This window comes from Sulfitobacter sp. SH24 (assembly GCF_965641895.1).
Lineage (GTDB): Bacteria > Pseudomonadota > Alphaproteobacteria > Rhodobacterales > Rhodobacteraceae > Sulfitobacter > Sulfitobacter dubius.
On the sequence record NZ_OZ282575.1, the window covers coordinates 1136830 to 1160362 of the forward strand.

Genomic DNA, 23533 nt, shown 5'->3' on the forward strand with positions numbered 1-23533 from the left:
GGCCAGCCTTTGCCAAGTCTTGCACCGCGTCAAGCGGCGGAGGGATTAGCGCAGTTAGCTGCGCCCGCCGGTGCATCTGTCAAGCGGTGCCGAGCAGATCCCGCGCGATCTGTTCGAAAATACCCGCGCCGATGGGGATCAGATCATCGGGAAAATCGTAATCGGGATTGTGCAGCGCGGCGTAATTTTCCCCCGGCCCGAGGCAGAGCATCGCCGCCTTGGCGTCGCGTCCGAACAGGCCGAAATCTTCGGAGGCGCGCATCGGCAAGTTTCTCTGCCCGTGCGACACGCCAAGTGCGTCCATCGCTGCGGCGGCAATGGCATAGGCTTCGGGGTCATTGATGGAGGCGGCGAAATGGTCGGATTCCGCGAATTCCGCTGTCAGCCCGTGGGTCTCGGCGGCGCGGGCGACTTCGGCGCGCAGGGCCTCTTCGATCTCGGCGAGGGCGTCGTCGCGGGTGCTGCGCAGGGTGGCGTAGAGCACCGCTTCGCCCGGGGCCACGCCAAAGGTTGGCTCGCCCATGCGCAGGTGGGTGAGGGTAACGAGGCGAAAATTGTCATCAAGCGCCCCACCCGGGCCGAGCGCCTGCAGCGCGGGGATCAACTCGGCCAGCGCAGGCGCAGGCGATCTGCCGTCCTCGGGGCTGGCGGCATGGGCGGTCTTGCCGCGGAGGGTCACGGCGATGCCCTTGGAGGCGCAGTTGATCAGGGTGGGGGCCGTGTCGACATGGCCGAAAGGGCGGCCCGGTTCGACATGGATGGCAAAGGCATAATCGGCGGCAATCTCGGCATAGGCCGGGTCGTTCACCACGGCGCGTGCACCGCTGCCGTCTTCTTCGGCGGGTTGGAACATCAGCACGACGCGGCCGTGTGCCACGGGTTGCCGCGCGACCAATCGCCCAAGCGCCAGCAGCATGGTCATATGGCCATCGTGCCCGCAGACATGGCTTTTGCCCGGCACTTTCGAGACCCACGGAATGTCGTGCTCTTCGGGGATCGGCAGGGCGTCGAGCTCAGCGCGGAAGAGGACCGTGGGCCCGGGCGTGCCGCTCTCGAAAACGGCAGCGACGCCATGCCCGCCCAAACCCGTCAGGATGCGGGTGGGGCTGAGTTTCTCTAATTCCGCCGCGATGGTCCGGGCGGTCTCAATCTCTTCGCCCGAGACCTCGGGATATTGGTGGAGCGCCCTGCGAAACTGCGTCAGGTCTTCAATGTCGCTGTTCGTCAGCATGGCGCTCCTCCGATTTCTGTCTTAGGCCATCATACCCAAGAGCTGTGCATTGCCGCCGGAGGCAGTGGTGTCAACACAGACGTGACGCTCGGCCCTAACACGCGCGGTGTCGGGCAGGCCGCGCAGCAGTGGGGTGATTGCGCCGTCCCGGGCCGCAAGTGCTTGGTCGATCTGTCGTGCGGTGGTGTCATCACCCCACCAGAGCACGCCGCCATAGGCTGGGCCGGTGGTCAGCGCATCGGGGTTGATCCGGCCAGAGGCCGTGACCGCCACACCACCGAGCGCGCGCACGGCCTTGGCCTGCGCGGCAGCCGTTTCTGCCCCCGGTCCCATGCACAAAAGCGCGGGGCGCGGCAGGGTCGACAGGCGGTTGCTCTCGCCGGTCGGCCCGGGCATCGACTGGGTTTCCAGAACGGTCGGATGCAGCGCGGGCAGGGTGGGGAGCTTGGCCTCTGCGCTCTCCCATGTGCCGCTCGCGTCCTGATGGTCAGGTGCCGAGAAACGCGGCAGGTAGTTCGGCCCGCCTGCCTTTGGCCCGGTGCCCGAAAGCCCTTCGCCTCCAAAGGGTTGGCTGCCTACGATCGCACCGATCTGGTTGCGGTTGACGTAGATGTTGCCCGCCTCGATCCGTTCCGAAACATGCTGCACTCGGTCGTCGATCCGAGTGTGCAGCCCGAAGGTCAGGCCGTAGCCCGTGGCATTGATCGCGTCGATCACGGCGTCGAGTTCATGGCTTTTGAAAGTCGCCACATGCAGCACGGGGCCGAAAATCTCGCGTTTCATCTCGCTGATGCTGCCCACCCGCAGGATCGCGGGCCCGACGAAGGTGCCACCTTCGGGCGCTTTGAGGTCCGCAATGACACGGCCTTCGGCGCGGGCGGCTTCGATATGCTCGACGATCCCTTTGCGCGCGGTGTCGTCGATAACGGGGCCGACATCGGTCGACAGATGCCACGGATCGCCCATGTTCAGCGCCTGCATGGCGCCCGTGAGCATGCGGATCAGGTCTTCGGCGATGTCTTCCTGCACATAGAGGCAGCGCACGGCAGAGCAGCGTTGCCCTGCCGATTGAAAGGCGCTTTCGACGATGGCCTGCACCGCCTGTTCGGGCAGGGCGGTGCTGTCGACGATCATGGCGTTAAGGCCACCGGTCTCGGCGATCAGCGGGGTGCCGGGGGCGCAATGTTCGGCCATGTTGGCGCGGATGTGCAGGGCGGTGGCGGTGGACCCGGTGAAGGCCACGCCGTTGATGCGGGCATCGCCGGTCAGCGCCGCGCCCACCTTGCCGCCACCCGGCAGCAGTTGCAGGGCAGAGCGCGGCACCCCCGCTTCATGCAGCACTTCGACAGCGAGTTTGGCGATTAACGGGGTCTGCTCGGCCGGTTTGGCAAGCACGGCATTGCCAGCCGCCAGCGCCGCTGTGACCTGCCCGCAGAAGATCGCCAGCGGGAAGTTCCACGGAGAGATGCAGGTGAAGATGCCTGCGGGCGGCGTGTTGGTCGCTTGGCCCGCGTAGTAGCGCAGGAAATCGACGGCTTCGCGCAGCTCGGCCACGCAGTCGGGCAGGCCCTTGCCAGCTTCGCGGGCGAGGATGGCGAAGATCTCGCCGTAGCGTTCCTCCAACATATCGGCTGCGCGGAGCAGGGTGGCGCGGCGGGTGTCCAGCGGCGCGTCCCAAGCGGCTGCATTGTCGAGCGCCGTGGCGACATCGGCCTCGGAGGCAGGTTGCACCGTGCCCGGCGATGTGCCGCCGGTCGGGTTGCTGACGGTCTCTTCGGCCTCGGGGTTGACGTCGCCCGCAAGGACCGGCGCGGCGGTCCATGTGGCATCCGCAAAGAGGGCGCGAGCCTCTTCAATGGCGGCAAGGGTCGGGCTATGAGCCAGATCAAAGCCCTTGGCATTGGCGCGCTGCGGCAAGAACACCTCCGGCCCGCGCGGGATCGTCGGGGCGCTGTCTTGCAACTGGTCAAAGGGATCGGCTGCCACGACTTCTGGCGGCACATTTTCATCGACGATCTGGTTCACGAAACTGGAGTTCGCGCCATTCTCAAGCAAACGCCGCACCAGATAGGCCAGCAGATCGCGGTGCGCGCCGACGGGGGCGTAGATGCGGCAGCGGGTGCCGTGTTTCTCCATCACAATGTCATGCAGAGTCTCGCCCATGCCGTGAAGGCGTTGGAACTCATAGGCCTCGGGATCGTCGGCCATATGCAGCACGGTGGCGACGGTATGCGCATTGTGCGTGGCGAACTGCGGATAGATGCGATCGGTCATGTTCAGCAGTTTGCGGGCGTTGGCGATATAGCTCACATCGGTCGCGGCCTTGCGGGTGAAGACCGGGAAGCCATCAATGCCCTCGACCTGTGCGCGCTTGATCTCGGTGTCCCAATAGGCACCTTTCACCAGACGCACCATGATGCGGCGGTCGTGGCGCGTCGCCATGTCATAAAGCGTGTCGAGCACCACGCCCGCGCGCGGGCCATAGGCCTGCACCACCACGCCAAACCCGTCCCAGCCTGCCAGCGCAGGCTCGCCCATCACCGTGTCGATGACTTCGAGCGATAGCGCGAGGCGGTCGGCCTCTTCGGCGTCGATATTGAGCCCCATGCCCGCCGATTTCGCCAGCAGTGCCAGTGCGCGCAGGCGCGGCACCAGATCGCGCATCACGGCTTCTTCCTGCGCTAGTTCATAGCGCGGATGGAGGGCCGAAAGCTTCACCGAAATGCCGGGGTTCTTGCGGATGTCGTCATGGGTGCAGGCATCGGCAATGGCCGAGATCGCACGGGAATAGCTGAGGTGATAGCGCTTGGCGTCCGCCTCGGTCCGGGCCGCTTCGCCCAGCATGTCATAGCTATAGGTGAAGCCCTTTTTCTCCATTCCCCTGGCGCGTTTCATCGCCGCCTGAATGTCTTCGCCCAGAACGAACTGGCGGCCCATCTCGCGCATGGCGCGGCTGACGGCGGTACGGATCACCGGCTCACCCAGACGCTTGATCGCCGCGCGCAGGTGGCGCACCGGGCCGGGCTGGTCGTCATCTAGGACACGACCCGTCAGCATCAGCGCCCATGTGGAGGCGTTCACGAGGCTGGAGGTCGAATGGCCCATGTGGCGGCCCCAATCGGAGGGGGCGATCTTGTCTTCGATCAGCGCATCAATCGTATCGGCGTCTGGCACCCGCAGTAGCGCCTCGGCCAGACACATCAGCGCCACGCCTTCGTCCGTGCTGAGACCGTATTCGGCGAGGAAGACTTCCATCATGCCGGGAGCCGAGGTGCCGCGAATGTCACGAACAAGGCCCGCTGCATTGGCGGTGATCTGGGCGCGGTCTTCGGCAGAAAGATCGGCCTGCGCCTTAAGCTCGGTCAGCAGCGCATCCGGGTCGGCGTAGGTGCGCGCGTCGATGGTTTGGCGAAGGGCGGGGGCGTGATCGAGGGCCATGGCAAGCTCCAGTTGATGTTTGACCCAGAATACCGGATGATCGGCAGGAATTTCGACCGAAGATAATCAATTTCGCGGTCGATATATCTGAAGTTTAAGGAGTCCGCATGGCAAATGAACTTTTCGATCTGGACCGGTTCGACAGCGCGATTCTATCGGTTCTAGCCGAGGATGGCCGCATCAGCATCACCGACCTTGCGCGGCGCATCGGCCTTTCGAAATCCCCGACCCAAGCGCGGCTGAGACGGTTGGAGGATAGCGGCGTGATCCTAGGATACCGGGCCCTGTTGGACCCAATTCGGCTGGGGCTGGATCACGTGGCCTTCGTGGAGGTGCGCCTTAACGACACGCGCGAGGCGGCCTTGCGGGCCTTCAACCTTGCCGTGGCCAAAGTGCCCGAGATCGAGCAGGCGCATATGATTGCAAGCCATTTCGATTACCTGATCAAAGTACGCACGCGCAGCATGTCGGAATATCGGCGGTTTCTGGGTGAGGTTATTTCGACCCTGCCGCATGTGGCCAGCACCTCGACCTATGTGGCGATGGAGGCGGTGAAAGAAACGATGCTGGCCGATACAGCATAAGCAAGGGGGAAGGAACATTCCCCCATTTACACCGCCCGCATGATGCTTATTGTGCGCCGCGATGCGGGCGTGATGGAATGGTAGACATACCAGACTTAAAATCTGTTGGGGCGTAGCCCCGTGTGGGTTCGAGTCCCACCGCCCGCACCACTTTTGCCGAAACTTAGCTCGCTTGAGCGAGCATTGCAGGCTCCGCCATTTGCGTGGCACCGGGGATGAAGACGGAAAAGGTCGTCCCTTGGCCAAGCGTGCTTTTGACCGTGATGTCGCCGCCATGGGCAAGGGCCAGTTTCTTGCAGATCGCCAGCCCCAAACCCGTGCCACCTTCGGCGCGGTCATCTGCGTCTTCGATCTGGGTGAAGGCTTCGAAAATGCGGTCTAGGTCTTCTGCTGCAATGCCCACGCCGTTGTCTTCGACCTCAAAGCAGAACCCGCCCGATTGAAGCCGAACCCGCAGATAGATGTCGCGGGCTTTCGAGAACTTTAGCGCGTTCCCGACGATATGACCCAAGAGTTGCAGGCTGCGGCGGCGGTCGGCGGTGACGCTAAGCACGGGTGTGTCGATATGCAGTGTCGCGGTTTTATCGTGGGCCGATCCATGATGCTCTTCGACCACCTCTTCCAAAAGCGCGCGCGTGTCGAAGAGCGTCTTGTCTAGCGCAAGCTCGTTGAGTTCCATATTGGTGTAGTCGAGGATGTCGTTGATAATGGTCAACAACTGCCCGCCAGCAAATTTGATACGCTGGCCATAAAGCTGTGCTTGATCGCCCATCTTCTCAAAATGCGGGGGCGCAGGCTTTTCTTCGGGCGCAAGCTTGGCAAGGTTGTGATTTTTAAGTTCGGACAAAAAGCTGGCATATCCGATGACGATGGTCAGCGGGGTGCGCAATTCATGGCTCAGCACGCTCATGAATTCCGACTTCGCGCGGCTTGCACTTTCGGCGGCATCGCGGGCTTTGCGCAATTCTTCGACGCTTTCGCTGCGGGTGCGGTTCTCAACCACATAGCTAAAGAACGCGGCGAGGGCGATAACGGTGGCTGTTCCCGCGATGATCAGCGCGATCAAACGGTATTCGACTGGATTGGCATAGTCAGGCAGAGCCGGAAGCGGGGTTACCTGAAAAGCGGCCATGCCGGTGAAATGCAACAGGATGATAGCCAAGGCCAATAGCCCTGCCATCGACAGAACACTGCGCCTGCCTCCGCGCCGGGCGGCGCCCAGTGCGAGCGTTGTCAACACGACCGAAATTATCACAGAAGCGACCAAGTACTGGATGTCCCAATGGATCGTACCCTGCACCCGGTAGGCAACCATGCCAGTATAGTGCATGGCTGCGATGGCCAACCCAAAGATCGCCCCGCCAAGGATCGTCGCGCGGCGCGATTTAACCAAACCTGCGATGAGAACACCCAAGGTTGAGCCGATGATGGCGATGATCAGCGACAGGAACGTCAGCGAAAAGTGAAAGGTAGCCGGCGCATCAAGTTGATAGGCGAGGATTGCAATGAAATGGGTACACCAAACCGTGATCCCAGCGGTCATCGCGGTAAGGTAACACCAGATCAATGCCTGCCGACGTGGCTGTTCAAGCACATGTTTATAAAGGCGTGAGACAACCCAACTGCCAAATATGCAAAGCAGTGCTGCCAAGATCACAAGTCCGAGGTCATGATCATGATGAATAGTGTGGGCGACCCGGAACATTCTAATCCAATCGTATGTTAACACTTTGTTAACTGCTTCTGAAATAGGGCGAAAATATGGCCCTCGCAAGTTTACACTGTGCCCATGCTTTAACCCGGCTGTAAGACCTTACCGCTAGACATTCCTGGCTAGCGGTCCGCAGGGCGTGATCGCATGATAATGCGGCGTTGTGGCGGGGGTGACGCATGGTGATTGTGAGCGGTAACTTGTTGAAAAGTTTCAAATTTGTGCAAGATAGTTGCGCGTTTTCTTGGCTCTCTTTGCTGTTGAAGTGGCCAAGGGTTTTGCACCGGATTAGCTGGGTATCTGGCCAAGACAGCAGCGCGCTGTCCGGTACATGGATGGCGCTGGATGCGATACCCGTTCACGGAATTGTTTATGACGCTAAGCAACGTGTCTTGTGGCTGAACTTTTACGACCCGCCTCACAATATTAACGTATTGCAGCAGGGCGCAGAGGATCACTTTCGGCCTCAGATTGCGGCAGGTAATAAAGGCCGCATCAGTTCTTTCGTCAAGGCGTGTAGCGCAGAGATTGAAATTGAGTTTGATCAGACGGGGCGTGTCCGCCACGCCAATCAAGAGGCTTGCGGTGTGACCTATGGGTTGGGGGATTGCTTGGTCGGCCAAGATGTCGCCGATCTCTTTGGGCCGCGTCTGGGAGATGGGGCGGAGATTGGCAGCCTGGTGCAGCAGATTTGGCACGGTGCGCAACAGCAGGGGAGTTTTGAGATGCACCCGGGGGAGGAGACAGCCCGGATCGTCGCGGGCGCGTTTACTGCTCTGTTGGCTCAGGACGGTGCGGTTCGGGGTATCCGGTTTCTAGGAGCCGAGGTTGCGGTCCATTGTCTGGGGCCAACCGCAGGAATAGAGCATCAAGCAGAACCCAAGCGCGCTCTGCCGCTTTCGCAGTAAAACGCCGACGGTTAGGGGCGTGAACAGCGGCCCCTAGTCATGAGCCGCTGTTCTATCGTTTGATCTCAGTCTCGCTTGCCCGCGAAACGTTCCGACCAATTCTCGCGGTCCTCATCGCTGATCTTGGCGAACAGCACTTCGGGCACTTCAAAAGCATGACCGGGCGCGAGTTTGCCCAAGGCGGCTGGCACGTCGTCGGGCCAAGGCATGTCTTCGACCTTCATCGCTTCGAGCATCGAGGCCGAAGCCGCAGGGATGAATGGGGCCGATAGCACCGCATAGAGTGGGATCAGGTTCAGCGCCAGCCGCACCTGTGCCGCCGCTCTGTCGGGGTCCGTCTTGAAGGTGGTCCAAGGTGCTTGGGCCTGCAGGTATTCGTTGCCAGCCGCCCAGATGCCGCGCAGTTCGGCGGCGGATTTACGGACTTCCATCGCCTCCATCAGCGTCTCGTAACGCGCGACGCGGGCAGTGATGTCTTCGATCAGCGCTTGTTCGGCCTCGCCGTAATCTCCGGCCTCCGGCACCGCTTCGCTGAATTTAGAGCGGCAGAACTTGGTGATCCGGCTGACGAAGTTGCCCAGCACATCGGCCAAATCTTTGTTCACCGACGCTTGGAAGTTTTCCCATGTGAATTCGGCATCCGAAGTCTCGGGCGCGTGGCTGAGCAGCCACCAGCGCCAGTAGTCCGCCGGTAAGATTTCCAACGCCTGATCCATGAACACTCCGCGCCCACGCGAGGTGGAGAACTGGCCGCCGTCGTAATTCAGGTAGTTGAAGGATTTGATGTAATCCACCAGCTTCCAGGGCTCGCCCGAGCCCTTGATCGTGGCGGGGAAGCTCAGCGTGTGGAAGGGCACGTTGTCCTTGCCCATGAACTGGGTGTAGCGCACGTCGTCGGCGCCCTTGTCGGTGCGCCACCAGCTTTCCCAGTCCGAGCCTTTGCCCTCATCGACCCATTCCTGCGCGCAGGCGATGTATTCGATGGGCGCGTCGAACCAGACGTAGAAGACCTTGCCTTCCATACCCGGCCAATCCTGATCGCCGCGCTTCACCGGCACGCCCCAGCTAAGGTCGCGGGTGATGCCCCGGTCTTGCAGACCGTCACCGTCATGCAGCCATTTTTTGGCGATTGAGGTGGTCAGTACGGGCCAATCCGTCTTGGAGTTGATCCAGTCATCCAACTCGTCCTTCAGCTTGCTTTGGCGGAGGAAGAGGTGCTTGGTCTCGCGCATCTCAAGATCGGTCGCGCCTGAAATGGTGGAGCGCGGATTGATCAGGTCTTCGGGGTCAAGCTGCTTAGTGCAGTTGTCACATTGGTCGCCGCGCGCGTCCTCGAATCCGCAGTTGGGGCAGGTGCCTTCGACATAGCGGTCGGGCAAGAAACGCCCGTCGGTGGGCGAGTAAATCTGGCGTTGCGAGACTTCCTCGATCAGCCCTTGATCCGCCAGCGCGCCCGCGAAATGCTGTGTCAGCTTGCGGTTTTGCGGGCTGGAGGAGCGGCCAAAGTGGTCAAACGACAAGCCAAAGCCTTCGGCGATGCGGGCCTGCACGGCATACATCTCGGCACAGTACTCCTCAACCGGTTTGCCCGCCTTGGCGGCGGCGAGTTCGGCAGGGGTCCCGTGTTCGTCCGTGGCGCAGAGGAACAGAACGTCTTGCCCCCGGCCACGCTGGTAGCGCGCATAGAGGTCCGCAGGCAGCTGGCTGCCCACAAGGTTACCCAGATGTTTAATCCCGTTGATATAGGGGATGGCGGAGGTGATGAGGTGGCGTGTCATATCAATATTCCCGGTGCTTGGCGCAGCCTTATCGCAAGGGCTGCGCTGTTGCCAGCAAAAGACGGGAATAGTCTAGTCGCGGTCTCGGGTGCGGCCCAAGAGCCGTCCGATGAGGAAGGTGGTGCGCGGGGCGTAGACGTAGGGTGTGCGGTCGGTCCGTGTGGGGCGAGCGCGCATCCGGGCGAGGCCGAAGATCACCAAAACCCCATGCGCCGCTGCGATCATCACGAACAACGCCGATGCACCGAAGCCTTCGATCAGCACAGAGGCAAGGTAGGGCGCGCCGATGGCCCCCACGGCGAAAAAGAACATCAAGGCGGCAGACAGTTCGACACGCTCGTCCGAACTGGCGAAGTCATGGGCATGGGCGGCAGAGACGGAATAGATCGGGAATGTCGTGGCTCCGAACAGCCCTGCCGAAAGCATGATCCCCATGGTGCCATAGCCCGCGCCCATCACCGTGACAGCACAGCCCCCCATTGCCGCGACCGACAGCCAGATCAAAACCCAGCGGCGGTCGTATTTATCGGCCAGCATCCCCATCGGATATTGCGCGAGCGCTCCGCCCAGCACGAAGGCGGCGAGGAACCATGCGATCTGTGTGGCGCTGAGACCCACCTCTTGCCCGTAGATCGGCCCGACCATCCGGAACGATGCGCTAGAGACCGCCGCTACCACGACACCCGCTGCCGCCAAGGGCGAACGGTCAAAGGCGAGGCGCGGGCGCAGCCTTGGTTGGTTGGGCGTCTCAGGCGGGCGGACTTTGGTCAGCGTCAGGGGCAAAAGTGCAGCACAACAGCCGATGGCGAGCATGTTGTAGGAGACATAGGAGGCTGGGGCGAGCACGCCGACGATCAGCTGCGCGGCGAGCGAACCGCTCATGTCGACCACCCTGTACACCCCCATGGTGCGCCCGCGTGTCTCATTGGTGACCTTGGCCTGCATCCATGCCTCGATCACCGTATAGCACCCGGCGACGCACATGCCCGACGCCACGCGCATCAGGCCCCATGCGTAAGGGTCCACCACCATCATATGCGCCATCAGCCCGATCGACCCGGCGGCGGTGAAGGCGGCAAAGGCCCGGCTGTGGCCGACGCTGCCCATCAAACGCGGTGCCCACCAGCAGCCGATGAAAAAACCCAGAAAATGCGCCGAGCCGAGCATACCGATTTCCTGCCGCGAGAAATCAAGCTGTAGGCCTGAAAGCACGTCGAGCGGCCCCACACCCCCGGTGGAGAGTTGCAAAAGGATGACCGAGAAAAAGAGGGCGGCGAAGGAAATGAGCAGGCGCATAGGCGCACATTGCGTCCATTGCCCGGCGAGGGGAAGGGAGAATGCAGCCATTTTACGCTTTTGCCGGGGCCTATGGATCGGCGCTCGGCAATTGCCCTTGCGAAGGCCGGGCAGGCGGCTAGGTTGCGGGCAAATCACAAGCGAGGACCAGACGATGAAGATGAACAAGCTCGGCTCTAGCGATATCGAGGTCTCGCATTTTTGTCTGGGCTCCATGACATGGGGCACACAGAACACCGCCGAAGAGGGCCACGCGCAGATCGACCGCGCGCTCGACGCCGGGATCAACTTCATCGACACGGCGGAGATGTACCCGGTGAACCCGATCAGCGCCGAGACGGTGGGCCGGACGGAAGAGATCATCGGCCAGTGGTTTGCCCGCGACAAGCGCCGCGATGAGGTGGTCTTGGCCAGCAAACATTCCGGCGAGGGGATGCAACACGCCCGCGATGGTGCGCCGATTTCATCCGACACGATCCCCGGTGCCATCGAAGGGTCGCTGAAGCGGTTGCAGACGGATTACATCGACCTTTACCAATTTCACTGGCCCAACCGCGGCAGCTATATGTTCCGCAAGAATTGGACCTTTGACCCGTCCGGTCAGAACCGGGCGGAGACAATCGCCCATATGGAAGACGCCCTTGGCGCGCTGCAGCGCGAGGTTGAGCGTGGCACGATCCGCGCCTTTGGTCTGAGCAACGAAAGCGCATGGGGGCTGACCCAATGGGCCGCCGTGGCCGAGCGCACGGGCGGGCCGCGCCCGATCTCGGTGCAGAACGAATATTCGCTGATGTGCCGTTTGGCCGATACCGATGTCTCTGAGACCTGCGTGAATGAGCAGATCGACATGCTGGCCTTTTCGCCGCTCGCCGCCGGGTTGCTGACCGGGAAATATCAGGGCGGAAAAATCCCCGCCGGATCGCGTCTGTCGCTGAACGAAGACCTGGGCGGTCGCGTCACGCCGCGCGCTTTTGAGGCGGTCGCGGCCTATCTTGAAGTGGCCCAGAAACACGGCCTCGACCCCGTGCAAATGGCGCTGGTATGGTGTGCCACGCGGCCCTTCATGGGCTCGGTGATCTTTGGCGCGACGAGCCTTGAGCAGCTTGATGTTGCGCTTGGCGGGGCCGACCTGACCCTGAGCGATGAGGTGATGGCCGACCTTGATGCGGCGCATAAATCCCATCCGATGCCTTATTGATGGGCTGTTCAATCCCTTGGGCGCGTCGTGCCGCTGTGCTTTTACTGCTCGGCGCTCTGGCGGCCTGCAACCGCAGCGAACCGCCCCCCGTGCAGACCGGTTTTCGCAATGCCGACGCGCTGATCGGGGCCACCAGCCGCTATGACGCGGCGCGGTTTGGCGGTGATTGGCAGATCCGTGCGGCCTTTCCGGGGGACGCCAATCTGCTCGCAGTGACTTTCGCGCCGCAGGGGCCGACATTGATCGAAACCCGAGAGGCGTGCGATGCCGCCGGGGTTTGCACCGACCGGCGCGACCTCTGGGCGCTGAGCGAAGAGGGGCCGGGGCGCTATACCATGCGCGCCGCCGTGGGTGGGGCCGAGCGCGCCTTCTGGGTGCTTTGGGTCGATGAAGGCTTCCGCACCGCCGCCATCGGCAGCCCCGAGGGGGGCTATGGCTGGATCCTTGACCGTCAGGCGACAGGCGGCGAAGACCGGATCACCGCGGCGCAAGAAATTTTGGATTTCAACGGCTATGACATCAGTGCGCTGCAAATGAGGCGCTGACCGTGACGGCGCTGGCACTGCCGCCAAGCTTCGGCCTATAGGCTTTTATGGACAGTATTTTCGCCCCCGATCTGTGGATCCTCGTCACCCTTGCTGCCGCCGTTTTTCAGACCGGGCGCTTCATGCTGCAAAAGCATCTGGCGACCGATACCCTGTCGGCGGGCGGGGCGACCTTCTCGCGCTTCCTGTATTCCGCGCCATTCGTGGCCGTGCTGCTGCCGCTTTATCTGGGGCTTAGCGGGCAGGGGGTGCCCACGCTTGGTCCGGGGTTCTGGCTTTATGGATTGATGGGCGGCACGGCGCAGATTATGGCGACGGTCTGCGTGGTGCTTTTGTTCAAGCAACGCAACTTTGCCGTGGGCATCACCTTTAAGAAAACCGAGGTGATCCAGACTGTGCTGATGGGCTGGATCGTGTTGGGCGAAGGTGTCTCGGGCGCGGGGTTCGCGGCCATTGCGCTTGGCGTGGTGGGGCTGCTGCTACTTTCTGGCGGGGCCGAGGCCAAGGGGCTGCGGTTGGCCGATCTGCGCAACCGCGCGGCGGGGCTGGGGATCGCTTCGGGGTTTCTCTTCGCAATTTCGGCGGTGTGCTATCGGGGCGCGTCATTGGCCGTGGTTTCAGACGATCCGCTGCTGCGCGCGGGCGTGACGCTGGCGGCGGTGGTGCTGATGCAGACGCTGATCATGGCCGTTTGGCTGCGCCTGCGCGAACCGGGGCAGATGCGGCGGGTCTGGGCGGCGCGGCGGGTGGCGGTCTGGATTGGGCTGACCTCGATGGGTGGCTCGCTGTGCTGGTTCATCGCCTTCACCCTGCAAAACGCGGCCTATGTGAAGGCTTTAGGGCAGGTGGAGTTGATGCTGAGCATCGCCGCCTCAACCCTGTTTTTCCGCGAAAGGATTTCGGGGCGCGAATGGACGGGGATGGCTGTGCTCGCGGTCTCTATCTTGATGCTGGTGCTGGTGACTTAACCCGGCATCGGGCGGCCATGCAGGCGCAGAAACAGGCTTTCTTCGTCGTTGTTCTTGAAAAACGGCACCGAGGCGGGCGGGTTTGTGTCGCGCGCGCGGGCGGCGACTTCGGCCAGCACGACCTCGGTGATGAAGGGCATGTCAAAGGAGCGCGCACGGCTGAGCGGCACCCATTGTAGATGCGAAAGCTCATCACAGGCGGCATCGAAATCATCCGGATCGCTGGCGATGTCTTCGGCGTCGACCAGAAAGAACCGCGCATCAAAGCGGCGCGGACGGCCCGGAGGTGTCAGCGCGCGAAACACGAATTGCAGGGCAGAGGCGTCGGGCAAGTGCCCCGTAGCGGCAAAGGTCTGCCAATCGGCGGGCACGTCGCCCTCCCACGCGCCCTTGCGGCCCAGCACCAGACCGGTCTCTTCCCACAACTCACGGATGGCCGCGACGGCGATGGCATGTGCCAAGGACGGTTCTGCATCGTCGCAGAGCCTGCCGTGACAGAGTTCATTCACCGGGGCGGCCAGCGGCACGCGCGCATCGGCTGCGTCCACCGCTCCACCGGGAAAAACGAATTTATTGGGCATGAATGCCGCCTTGGCCCCCCGCTGCCCCATCAGGATATGCGGGGTCACATGACGATCACGCAGCACGATCACCGTGGCTGCGTTGCGGATTTTGGTCTTGTCGATTGTCATGCGGCGATGCTCCGGCGGTTTGGGCCGAAGGGCGGGCGGCTTTAGGTGGTGCCGCCGAAGCCGCCCATCCTTTTGGCCCATTGAAAGCCGATCATGGCCCCCTTCAGTCTGGGCAGAAGGTAGAGCGACAGCGCCGTGCAGCCAACCGCAAAAATGGTGAACAGCGTCAAAGGCTCGGGCCGCCAAACGACGAAGGCGATGTGCAGCCCCGGTGCCAGCAGGTGACCGACGAGTAGAATGGTCAGATAGGCCGGGCCGTCATCGGCGCGGTGGTGGTGGAACTCTTGGCGGCAGACGGCGCAGTCGTCATTCACCTTAAGATAGCCGTGCAACAACTGCCCGCCCCCGCAAGAGGGGCATTTGCCACGCCAGCCGCGCAGCATGGCAGGCAGGCGGGGCCGCTCTTCGCTGTCTTGGGCCTCTACGGTGTCGGGGGAGAGTTGCTGTGTCTGTGACATGGAAGCGATCCTTTGGTTGGGGGATAGATGCAACCTGAGGCGTGAAATGAAAAGCCCCGAGGCTGCCGTTGCGGCGCCATGTCGCGCAGGCTGGGGCTGTGGTGCCTTTTTAAAAAAAAGTCGAAAACCTGCGACGGAAGTTCTGGCGCCAGCCGTTTGACCCTGTGATCGCGGCGCAAAAGCGTGAGACGGTCTTTAAAAAACGAGGAGTATCAAGATGACCATTCGTACAAACATGAAGATCGCAGCCCTCAGCGGATTGTTGGCCATCGGTGCCGTCGCCGCCACCGCGCAGCAAAGCGGGCAAGACCGGTTCCAGCAGCTTGACGCTGATGGCAACGGCGAGATCACACAGGCAGAGTTTCAGGCCCATGCCGAGGCGCGTTTTGCCAAGGTTGACGCCGATGGCGACGGTTTCGTGACTGGTGAAGAACTGAAAGCCGCAGGCGATGCGCGCCGGGCCGAGCGTTCGGCCAAGATGCTGGAGCGCTTCGACACCGATGGCAACGGCAGCCTCGACGCCTCTGAGTTGGAAGCCATGGGTGACAAACGCGGTGACAAACGCGACGGCAAAAAGGATGGCAAGCGCGGTGACAAAGGCGGCGAGCGCATGATCGAGCGTATGGACGCCAATGACGACGGCAAGCTGTCGATGGAAGAAATGACGCAGCGCCACGACCCCGCCAAGATGTTCGAGCGTCTGGACAAGGACGAGAACGGCAGCATCAGCGCCGAAGAGTTCGAAGCGGCCAAGAAAATGCATGGCAAGCGGCACGGCGAGGGCCACAAGATGGACCATGACAAGCCGCAGCGCGACTAATTGATGCGCCGGGCGCGCTTGATCATGGCGCGCCCGGGCCTTAGCGATGGACGGGATGCAGGATTTGTCCGACGAGCAGCAGGATGCGGATGCCGAGTTGTTACAGCGCTACGCCAGTGGCGATGCGGCAGCGGCGCGGCTGTTGACCGCCCGGCTGGTGCCGCGCATTCACGGCCACGCGCTGCGGGTGCTGGGCGACCGGGCCGAGGCAGAGGATGTGGCCCAAGAGGCGATGTTGCGTCTGTGGCGCCAAGCGCCAAAGTGGCGCACAGGAGAGGCCAAGGTTACGACATGGGTCTACCGAGTTGTGGCCAACCTCTGCACCGACCGCCTGCGGCGTCGCGGTGCGGGGGCGACGGGTCTTGATGACGTGGCCGAACCCGCCGATCCGACACCCGGCGCGGCACAGAGGATGCAGCAGACGGCCCGTGTGGACGCGCTGCAACAGGCGCTTGCCAGCCTGCCCGACCGGCAGCGTCAGGCGGTGGTATTGCGGCATATTGACGGCATGGCAAACCCCGAGATTGCCGAGGTTTTGGGCATTGGGGTCGAAGCGGTGGAGAGCCTGACCGCGCGGGGTAAACGGGCGTTGGCCGCGCAGCTATCTGCGCAACGGGACGCATTGGGGTTTGAAAATGAATGATTTTGACGACGACGCACTAGAAGGTCTCTTTGCTGCGGCCCGTGCCAACCCGCCACAGGTGTCGGCGGATTTGCAGGCGCGCGTCTTGGGCGATGCCCAAGCCTATATGCCCAAAGCGCCGCGCCAACCATGGCACCGCGCGCTTTGGCAGCTCTTGGGGGGCGCTGCAGGTCTAAGTGGGTTGGCCACAGCGGCAGCGGTTGGCGTGTGGATCGGTGTGGCGCCGCCCGAAGGTTTGCCAGATTTAGCCGGGCAGGTCGTTTCCAACAGTTGGCCAGATGCGACAAGTGACCTGGGCGAGACGGATACAACGGCCGACTGGGGCGGTTATGGCTGGGACATGGAGGAAAGTTGAGATGACACAGAATCCAACACCGCGCCGGGTGCGCATGATGCGATGGGCGCTTGGTCTGTCATTGGCGCTGAACGTGATGATCATAGGTGCCGTTGGCGGGGCGCTATGGCGACATGGCGGGCCGGACAACAAATCGCTGCCGGGCCTGCGCAGTTATGCGTCGCCCTATGTGCAAGCATTGCCACCCGACGCACGGCGCGATCTGCATAATGAGATGCGCAAAGGCGGCAAGGCGCATCACCTTGATCGTGCAGCACGCGGCGCGCTTTATGAGCAGATGCTGGCTGCATTGCGCGCCGATCCCTTTGAGCCAGAGGCCGCCGCTGCGATTTTAACGGCACAGGGCGACGCGGCGGCAAGTGTACAAGGGGCTGCCCATAGCGCATGGCTGGCACAGGTGAGCGCGATGGCCCCAGAGACCCGACAAATCTATGCCGATAAGTTGCAAGAACGGTTGGAAGCCTGGAGCCGTGGCAAACAGCGAAGCCGCTCGGCCAAGCCTGAACGCTGACGGTGGCAGGGCGCGGCCTGCCCGGACTTGCCCTTTGCTGGGCGTCGGGCTAGGCCGAGGGTGAACAAAAACGGCAATCGGCGGCATTCCCATGGCCCCTCTGCCCATCAGAAAGCCGGGCCGATGACCGATAGTATGCAGACAGTTCAGACCAGCACGGATCAGACTGGCACGGGGCCATTAGGCGCTGGCGAAGTGCTCGCCACGGCCAAAGCCTCCCCGGCGCGCCGTGGGGTGGGGCTTTTGTCACTCGCAGGGCTGGGGGTGATGTTGATCTACTCCGCGTTCACCCGCTCACCCGATCTGGGGTGGCAAATCGCATTGGGGCTGATCGGCCTTGGGTTCATCACCATTGCCGAGGTGATGCGCCGCTCAACTGCCAGTGCCGTGGAACTGACCGATCAGGCGCTGCGTGACGCTGATGGCCGGGTGATCGTTCATCTGGACGAGATCGAGCGCATTGATCAGGGTGCTTTTGCTGTAAAACCCTCTAATGGTTTCCTGCTCAAGACCAACCGCCGCGTGCCACGCGGTTGGCGCTTGGGCCTGTGGTGGAGCCTAGGCCGTCGCATTGGTGTGGGCGGCATGACCCCAGCCAATGAAACCAAACTGATCGCCGAGATCATCCGCGCCAAACTGGCCGAACGTCACATCGTTTAACTGTTAGACCAAACCGTGGTTTAACTGTCAGACCAAACCGTGCGCGGGGCATAGCGTGGGCGGGTAAAGACAAAGTTGTGGATGTTGCGCTTCTCCAACCCGGTTTTGAAAAGCGGCTCGAAATCACGCCAAGTCTCGACCAAGGTCACACGTTCATTGTCAGGCATGGTCGGTAGTTTGTCATGCCAATCGCGCACGTTGTCGCTGTCTAATGGCTCTACGTTGCCGCGCACTTGTGACCAATCGGTATGATAGCGGTCGTTTTCCTCATCATACCAGACAGAGCTTACGCGGATCGCCGTTTGCCCAGTGCCGCGGGTTAGATAGTCAAACAACCCTTGCATGCCTTCTAGATAATCGGGGTCAATCGCCTGCGTCTCGCGCGAGATCGCATCGCCGATGGTATAGGCCGCCGTCTGGTTGAGGTTGTACATGCGGAAGGTATCAAAGGTCGAATACATCGCCAGATAGGCCCAGAACATCAGCGGCAGCATGATTACCGTCTCGACCGCGATTGAGCCGTCTTCGTTTTGTCTGAAACGAGCGAGCAGGGAGGACAGAACAGACATCAGTTCGGCTCCTGTACGAAGGCCGCGCTTGATACCATGGAAGCGCGGCCAGCGCCGTCTTTCTCTAGGGCATAGCCGAGGCCGGTGGTCGGGAAGAAGGGTTCGAATTGGTAGCAGGCGCGCAGCAGCATCAACTGATGTTCGATCCCAAGGTTCCAGCCGCGCACCGGTCTGGGATCAATGGACGTGTCCACGCAATCGGGGGATTGATCGAAGGCGGCAAAATCACGTGGGTCCACGCGGATCATCTCAAGACGCAAGGTTTCTTCGCAGTCCTGCAAAAAGCCTGCTGTCTCGCAAATCTTATCCTTGATGGTCTGATGCGACATTGGCGTATTGGTGTTCAACCTCACGAAGCGGACCGTCATGTCCAACCCCCGGTCAAGCAACATGTGGCGTATCGCGAAAAAGCTCATCTCGACCGACATGATCAAGCAGCCAAAGAGCAGCGGAGACAGGATGGCGAACTCTATCAGCATCACTGATCCGTTCTCATCACCGCGAAACCGGCGCCATGCTTTGATGGTTTTCTGTATCATTGGGTCAGTCTCAACTGGTTGATTTGCCGGGCGATGGCTTCAAAAGCGTCCACGATCTCTACCCCTTCGACGCGGAAGAAATGGCTGTCGGAGGATGCGCAGTTTTTCATCACAGACGCGCCGTGGTCGGTTACTTCAAAGCCGATAGACCAGATCACGATGCCCTTGGCCTTGGCCGCGTCGCAGATGTCATCGAGCAAATTATCGGCCTGACCAGAGGTATATTTCGTTGAATACCAGCGGTGTTGTTCACTTGAACGGACATTGCGGTTCAGCCACCAATAGAAGGGGTAATCGCTCCAGTGGCGATAGTGGTCGCGGTTGGCATAAACCTGCGGATTGATCCGCCGTGTCGTGACGTTCACGCCGTCGGTCATCAGGATCACCGTCTTTAGCGTGTCGATGTCACTATAAGCCGCTGGCCGCGCCTGAAATGCAGCATCGCCGCTAATTTCTTGATTGATCGGCTGGAATGCCGGGTCAAGCAGAGCCACGCCCCATTTCATGCCCAGATGGATCGCCGTGTTCGCACGGGGCCGGAAATTGGCAATGCGGTTTTTCAAGGCCGTGGCGTTTTGGGAATAGGCCGCGACCTCTTCATAGCTCTGCTTAGGACAACCGGGATTGGAGATGTTGTCGTAGCTTCCGGTGTTGTCACGGTGACGGTTGTTCCAGCTATACCCCGCCTCGAAATGCTGCATGTGCTCATAGGGGCGGGTCTGGCTGATCGCGGTAAGATCAAATTCGCTATCGTCAAAGTCGACGCAGTGGGAAAAGGAATGAAGCTGGTTGACGTTCAACTCATCCATAATGTCCTGACCGACGTTGACCTGCGCGGTATAGGGCACCACAGAGATTGAGATCAGATCAGCGTTCTCGGGTTTTAGCACCGTATCGATAAACACATCGCTGGCATCATGGAGGTTGTCCATTTTGCCATTCTCCCGCATGGAGCCAGAGATATCGAGCACCATGGAAATTTCGACTTTGTTGACCTTTTCCTCCGCTGTGGCTTTGGCGGGGACGTTCAGCTTGTCCTGGCCGAACTTGCTCATGAACATGGTGTTTAGTTCACGTGAGGCATCGACGGTGACACGGCGGTAGTTCAGCCCTTCTTCGACCTTCACACTAGAGACGTAATCAGCCATCCCGGCTTTGTCGAAGTAGTCGCGGGCCACGTCTGCAGGGGTGAGGGTTTGGTCAAGGTCGGCAGCCGCCAGCACGGCGCGGTCTGCCACGGCCTGCACCCTTGCGCGTTCACGCTCATGGCGCATTAGGTCGACGCCCACGCCCCCCATAAGGATCATCAGCAAGATCATTAGAATGGCAAAAAGCGTGACCAACCCGTCTTCTTCGCGTGCAAAACGCTTAAGCATTGCGGGCAAGCGGCGGGGGAGGCGCCCTGAATTTCGAGGTGTATTGATCATCGCTATCAACCTTTCGTCTTCTGGCACTGTTGATGCACCAAAGAGAATGGGCGCCATTTTCAGTGCTGTAGTTTTTGCTAGGTGAAAGTGGCCAGAGTTTGGCGCATATGGGGCAATAGGCAGCGTTGTGGGCGGGTTTCTTGCGCGCCGCCCTTGCGAAGATGCCCGTTTTTCCCCTGATCAGGGAGGGGGCAATGTCCAACCCTGCCTTGGGTTGATAAACTTTTGTAATTCGCGATTAATTAGGTCGCACCTTGGAAACAGCCGTCCTACGGTGCAGCGGCATGCCCTTAGGGCAGCAAGATGAGTCGCGCCTAAAATCAAAGGTAACGCGGCCTGATAAGAAGAGGAGAGACCGATGAATCCAGCCAATGAGCCGAGTTTCCGCGACAGTGTGGACCTGATGTTCAACCGCGCGGTCGCGCTGATGGATTTGCCGCCCGGTCTTGAAGAGAAAATTCGCGTCTGCAACGCCACCTACACGGTGCGTTTTGGCGTGCGCCTGCGGGGGCGTATTCACACCTTCACCGGCTACCGCTCGGTCCATTCCGAGCATATGGAGCCTGTGAAGGGCGGTATCCGCTACTCCATGGCCGTGAACCAGAACGAGGTCGAGGCGCTGGCGGCGTTGATGACCTATAAATGCGCCTTGGTCGAAGCTCCTTTTGGCGGCTCTAAAGGCGGGCTGTGCATCGACCCGCGCGACTATGATGAGCATGAGCTTGAATTGATCACCCGGCGTTTTGCCTATGAACTGATCAAGCGCGACATGATCAACCCCGCGCAGAACGTGCCCGCCCCCGACATGGGCACCGGCGAGCGTGAGATGGCCTGGATCGCGGACCAGTACAAACGCATGAACACCACCGATATCAACGGTGTGGCCTGTGTGACCGGCAAACCGATCAACGCAGGCGGGATTCAGGGCCGGACAGAGGCCACAGGCCGGGGCGTGCAATACGCGCTCCACGCGTTCTTCCGCGACCCCGAAGGGATGAAGAAGGCAGGTCTGACCGGTAAGCTTGAGGGCAAGCGGGTCATCATTCAGGGTCTCGGCAACGTGGGCTATCACGCGGCCAAGTTCCTGAGCGAAGAGGATGGTGCAAAGATCACCGCGATCATTGAACGCGATGGCGCGCTACATGACCAAGACGGGCTGAACGTTGAGGCCGTGCACAAATGGATCGAAAAACACGGCACCATCAAGGGCTACGCCGATGCGAAGTTCGAAGAAGATGGCGCCAAGTTTCTGGAAGCGGAATGCGATATCTTGATCCCTGCCGCGCTTGAAGGTGTTATCAACCTCAGCAATGCCGAACGTATCCAAGCGCCGCTGATCATCGAGGCGGCCAACGGTCCGGTGACAGCCGGGGCCGATGAGGTGCTGCGTAAAAAGGGCATCGTGATCGTGCCGGACATGTATGCCAACGCAGGCGGTGTGACGGTGTCTTACTTTGAATGGGTTAAGAACCTGAGCCACATCCGCTTTGGCCGCATGCAACGCCGCGCCGAGGAATCGCGCCACCAGTTGGTGGTGGATGAACTTGAGCGGCTGAGCGCCGACAAGGAGCTAGGCTGGACTCTCAGCCCGAACTTTAAAGAGAAGTACCTGCGCGGTGCGGGCGAATTGGAGCTCGTCCGCTCTGGTTTGGACGACACGATGCGCACAGCCTATGAGGCGATGGCCCATGTCTGGCACAGCCGCGACGATGTGGATGACCTGCGCACGGCGGCCTATCTCGTTTCGATCGCAAAGGTCGCGGCGAGCTATCACGCCAAGGGGCTTTGAAGGCTTACGCCTTTCCGTAAGTGAACAGAAAAGGGGCGCTCGGCGCCCCTTTTGCATGTCAAAGACCGCAGGACGGCAAACAGCGTTTTTCGGTCATTGATACTTCTGCGCGGAGTTGCTTGACTGCGCGAAACGGCGGGAGGGATCACGATGCGTTTTTCAGGATTGCGTGTGTTGCGCGAAGGCTTGACCGGCAACCGCGGTTGGACGGCCCAATGGCGCGATCCCGAACCGCAGGCGGAATATGACGCGGTGATCATCGGCGGCGGCGGGCATGGGCTGAGCACGGCCTATTACCTCGCCAAAAACCACGGGATGACGAATATTGCGGTGCTCGAGAAAGGCTATCTGGGCGGTGGCAACGTGGGGCGCAACACGACGATCGTGCGGGGAAACTACTTTCTGCCGGGCAATTCCGAGTTCTACAGCCATTCGCTGAAGCTCTGGGAAGGGCTGTCGGAGGAATTGAACTACAACGTGATGTTCAGCCAGCGCGGCGTGATCACCCTGTTTCACTCCGACGCGCAGCGCGATGCCTCGGCCCGGCGCGGCAATGCGATGATCAATCAGGGCGACGATGCGGAACTGCTCGACCGCGCGGGCCTGCGCAAACTGCTGCCCTATCTGGATTACGACAATGGCCGTTTTCCCATCCACGGCGGGCTGCTGCACCGGCGCGGCGGCACCGCGCGGCATGACGCGGTTGCTTGGGGCTATGCCCGCGGCGCGGACCGGCGCGGTGTCGATCTGATCCAGCAGTGCGAGGTCACCGGTATCGACATCGAGAACGGCCGCGTGCGCGGCGTGCAGACCACGCGCGGGGCAATCCGGGCCAAGAAGGTAGCGATCGTCACGGCAGGGCGCTCGGGCCAAGTCGCTGCCATGGCCGGGATGCGCCTGCCGATTGAGAGCCATGTTCTGCAGGCCTTCGTCTCCGAAGGGTTAAAGCCCGTGATCGACCATGTGATCAGCTTTGGCATGGGGCATTTCTATATCAGCCAGTCGGACAAGGGCGGCGTGGTCTTTGGCGGCGATCTGGATTTCTATGCCTCCTACGCGCAGCGCGGCAATCTGCCGATGATGGAACATGTGATGGAGGCCGGGATGACCCTTATGCCGATGATCGGCAAGGCCCGCGTGCTGCGCTCTTGGGGTGGGATCATGGACATGACGCCCGATGGCAGCCCGATCATCGACAAGACCGAGACCGAGGGTTTGTTCGTCGACTGCGGCTGGTGCTACGGCGGCTTCAAGGCGGTGCCGGCATCGGGCTATGCGCTGGCGCATCTGATGGCCACCGGGCAGCAGCATGAGACAGCGGCGGGCTTCCGGCTCGACCGGTTCCGCTCGGGCGAAGGTCTGATGGATGAAGAGGCCACCGGGTCTCAGCACAACTTGCATTAAGGGAGGGCG

22 protein-coding genes and 1 tRNA gene are annotated in these 23533 nt (G+C 61.3%); 13 read left to right on the forward strand and 10 right to left on the reverse strand.

Annotated elements, in window-relative coordinates; translation table 11 throughout:
• Window positions 1-79: 79 nt before the first annotated feature.
• On the reverse strand, window positions 80-1231 hold the full coding sequence (locus tag ACSQ16_RS08190) for an amidohydrolase (protein WP_243261005.1): 1152 nt from the start codon (window positions 1229-1231) through the stop codon (window positions 80-82).
• A 21-nt stretch (window positions 1232-1252) separates the two neighbouring features.
• Window positions 1253-4669: a bifunctional proline dehydrogenase/L-glutamate gamma-semialdehyde dehydrogenase PutA gene (putA, locus tag ACSQ16_RS08195; protein WP_435988726.1), complete on the reverse strand. Its 3417-nt coding sequence runs from the start codon at window positions 4667-4669 to the stop codon at window positions 1253-1255.
• Between the two features lie 107 nt (window positions 4670-4776).
• On the opposite strand from putA, the gene ACSQ16_RS08200 reads away from it, so the two are divergent.
• Entirely contained in the window at window positions 4777-5253 is a 477-nt protein-coding gene (locus ACSQ16_RS08200) for an Lrp/AsnC family transcriptional regulator (protein WP_243261003.1), read from the forward strand.
• Between the two features lie 63 nt (window positions 5254-5316).
• Window positions 5317-5403 (forward strand) — tRNA-Leu (locus ACSQ16_RS08205).
• A gap of 13 nt (window positions 5404-5416) precedes the next feature.
• On the opposite strand, the gene ACSQ16_RS08210 is transcribed toward ACSQ16_RS08205, so the two are convergent.
• Window positions 5417-6910 carry an MHYT domain-containing protein gene (locus tag ACSQ16_RS08210; RefSeq protein WP_435988792.1) on the reverse strand — a complete coding sequence of 498 codons (1494 nt, stop codon included), beginning with the start codon at window positions 6908-6910 and terminating at the stop codon, window positions 5417-5419.
• Between the two features lie 233 nt (window positions 6911-7143).
• Here ACSQ16_RS08210 and ACSQ16_RS08215 point away from each other — a divergent pair, with 233 nt between their 5' ends.
• Window positions 7144-7872, forward strand: a complete 729-nt coding sequence (locus tag ACSQ16_RS08215) for a PAS domain-containing protein (RefSeq protein ID WP_317405974.1) — start codon at window positions 7144-7146, stop codon at window positions 7870-7872.
• Between the two features lie 65 nt (window positions 7873-7937).
• Here ACSQ16_RS08215 and metG read toward each other — a convergent pair whose 3' ends face one another.
• Together metG and ACSQ16_RS08225 are read right to left on the reverse strand one after the other, a co-directional pair.
• On the reverse strand, window positions 7938-9650 hold the full coding sequence (metG, locus tag ACSQ16_RS08220; protein ID WP_243261000.1) for a methionine--tRNA ligase: 1713 nt from the start codon (window positions 9648-9650) through the stop codon (window positions 7938-7940).
• Between the two features lie 72 nt (window positions 9651-9722).
• Window positions 9723-10946, reverse strand: a complete 1224-nt coding sequence (locus ACSQ16_RS08225; protein WP_243260999.1) for an MFS transporter — start codon at window positions 10944-10946, stop codon at window positions 9723-9725.
• Window positions 10947-11100: 154 nt separating this feature from the next.
• Between ACSQ16_RS08225 and ACSQ16_RS08230 the strand changes: the two genes are divergently transcribed.
• From ACSQ16_RS08230 to ACSQ16_RS08240, 3 genes are read left to right on the forward strand one after another with little or no spacing between them, the layout of a single operon-like run.
• Window positions 11101-12144 (forward strand): aldo/keto reductase, encoded by a 1044-nt coding sequence (locus tag ACSQ16_RS08230; RefSeq protein WP_243260998.1) that lies wholly within the window; start codon window positions 11101-11103, stop codon window positions 12142-12144.
• Window positions 12144-12689 (forward strand): lipocalin family protein, encoded by a 546-nt coding sequence (locus ACSQ16_RS08235; RefSeq protein WP_243260997.1) that lies wholly within the window; start codon window positions 12144-12146, stop codon window positions 12687-12689. The genes ACSQ16_RS08230 and ACSQ16_RS08235 overlap by 1 nt, the downstream gene beginning before the upstream one ends.
• Before the next feature lie 47 nt (window positions 12690-12736).
• Window positions 12737-13657, forward strand: coding sequence for a DMT family transporter (locus tag ACSQ16_RS08240; RefSeq protein WP_243260996.1), 921 nt, complete (start codon window positions 12737-12739; stop codon window positions 13655-13657).
• On the opposite strand, the gene ACSQ16_RS08245 is transcribed toward ACSQ16_RS08240, so the two are convergent.
• Together ACSQ16_RS08245 and ACSQ16_RS08250 are read right to left on the reverse strand one after the other, a co-directional pair.
• Window positions 13654-14349, reverse strand: a complete 696-nt coding sequence (locus ACSQ16_RS08245; RefSeq protein ID WP_243260995.1) for an NUDIX hydrolase — start codon at window positions 14347-14349, stop codon at window positions 13654-13656. The two genes, ACSQ16_RS08240 and ACSQ16_RS08245, sit on opposite strands and share 4 nt — an antisense overlap.
• A gap of 41 nt (window positions 14350-14390) precedes the next feature.
• Window positions 14391-14807 carry a DUF983 domain-containing protein gene (locus ACSQ16_RS08250; RefSeq protein ID WP_243260994.1) on the reverse strand — a complete coding sequence of 139 codons (417 nt, stop codon included), beginning with the start codon at window positions 14805-14807 and terminating at the stop codon, window positions 14391-14393.
• Between the two features lie 217 nt (window positions 14808-15024).
• Between ACSQ16_RS08250 and ACSQ16_RS08255 the strand changes: the two genes are divergently transcribed.
• The 5 genes from ACSQ16_RS08255 to ACSQ16_RS08275 all read left to right on the forward strand — a co-directional run bounded on the left by ACSQ16_RS08255 (window position 15025) and on the right by ACSQ16_RS08275 (window position 17796).
• The gene (locus ACSQ16_RS08255; protein ID WP_243260993.1) at window positions 15025-15627 is read left to right on the forward strand and encodes a calcium sensor EFh; all 603 of its coding nucleotides are present in this window, start codon (window positions 15025-15027) and stop codon (window positions 15625-15627) included.
• A 46-nt stretch (window positions 15628-15673) separates the two neighbouring features.
• Window positions 15674-16270 carry an RNA polymerase sigma factor gene (locus tag ACSQ16_RS08260; RefSeq protein ID WP_243260992.1) on the forward strand — a complete coding sequence of 199 codons (597 nt, stop codon included), beginning with the start codon at window positions 15674-15676 and terminating at the stop codon, window positions 16268-16270.
• Complete coding sequence (locus ACSQ16_RS08265; RefSeq protein ID WP_243260991.1) at window positions 16263-16625, forward strand: hypothetical protein; 363 nt, start codon at window positions 16263-16265, stop codon at window positions 16623-16625. The genes ACSQ16_RS08260 and ACSQ16_RS08265 overlap by 8 nt, the downstream gene beginning before the upstream one ends.
• 1 nt (window position 16626) lies before the next feature.
• A complete protein-coding gene (locus ACSQ16_RS08270; RefSeq protein ID WP_243260990.1) occupies window positions 16627-17136 on the forward strand; it encodes a periplasmic heavy metal sensor in 510 nt (169 codons plus the stop codon).
• A gap of 123 nt (window positions 17137-17259) precedes the next feature.
• Complete coding sequence (locus tag ACSQ16_RS08275; RefSeq protein ID WP_243260989.1) at window positions 17260-17796, forward strand: hypothetical protein; 537 nt, start codon at window positions 17260-17262, stop codon at window positions 17794-17796.
• Window positions 17797-17816: 20 nt separating this feature from the next.
• On the opposite strand, the gene ACSQ16_RS08280 is transcribed toward ACSQ16_RS08275, so the two are convergent.
• Genes ACSQ16_RS08280 through ACSQ16_RS08290 form a run of 3 tightly spaced genes read right to left on the reverse strand, consistent with a single transcriptional unit; the run spans window position 17817 to window position 20280 of the window.
• Window positions 17817-18365: a TadE/TadG family type IV pilus assembly protein gene (locus tag ACSQ16_RS08280; RefSeq protein WP_093925727.1), complete on the reverse strand. Its 549-nt coding sequence runs from the start codon at window positions 18363-18365 to the stop codon at window positions 17817-17819.
• A complete protein-coding gene (locus ACSQ16_RS08285) occupies window positions 18365-18904 on the reverse strand; it encodes a TadE/TadG family type IV pilus assembly protein (RefSeq protein ID WP_093925728.1) in 540 nt (179 codons plus the stop codon). Before ACSQ16_RS08285 ends, ACSQ16_RS08280 begins: the two co-directional genes overlap by 1 nt.
• Window positions 18901-20280, reverse strand: coding sequence for a Tad domain-containing protein (locus ACSQ16_RS08290; protein ID WP_243260988.1), 1380 nt, complete (start codon window positions 20278-20280; stop codon window positions 18901-18903). Before ACSQ16_RS08290 ends, ACSQ16_RS08285 begins: the two co-directional genes overlap by 4 nt.
• A gap of 409 nt (window positions 20281-20689) precedes the next feature.
• Between ACSQ16_RS08290 and ACSQ16_RS08295 the strand changes: the two genes are divergently transcribed.
• The gene (locus ACSQ16_RS08295) at window positions 20690-22120 is read left to right on the forward strand and encodes a Glu/Leu/Phe/Val family dehydrogenase (protein WP_243260987.1); all 1431 of its coding nucleotides are present in this window, start codon (window positions 20690-20692) and stop codon (window positions 22118-22120) included.
• Between the two features lie 150 nt (window positions 22121-22270).
• Window positions 22271-23524, forward strand: a complete 1254-nt coding sequence (locus ACSQ16_RS08300) for a sarcosine oxidase subunit beta family protein (RefSeq protein ID WP_243260986.1) — start codon at window positions 22271-22273, stop codon at window positions 23522-23524.
• The last annotated feature ends 9 nt before the right edge of the window (window positions 23525-23533 follow it).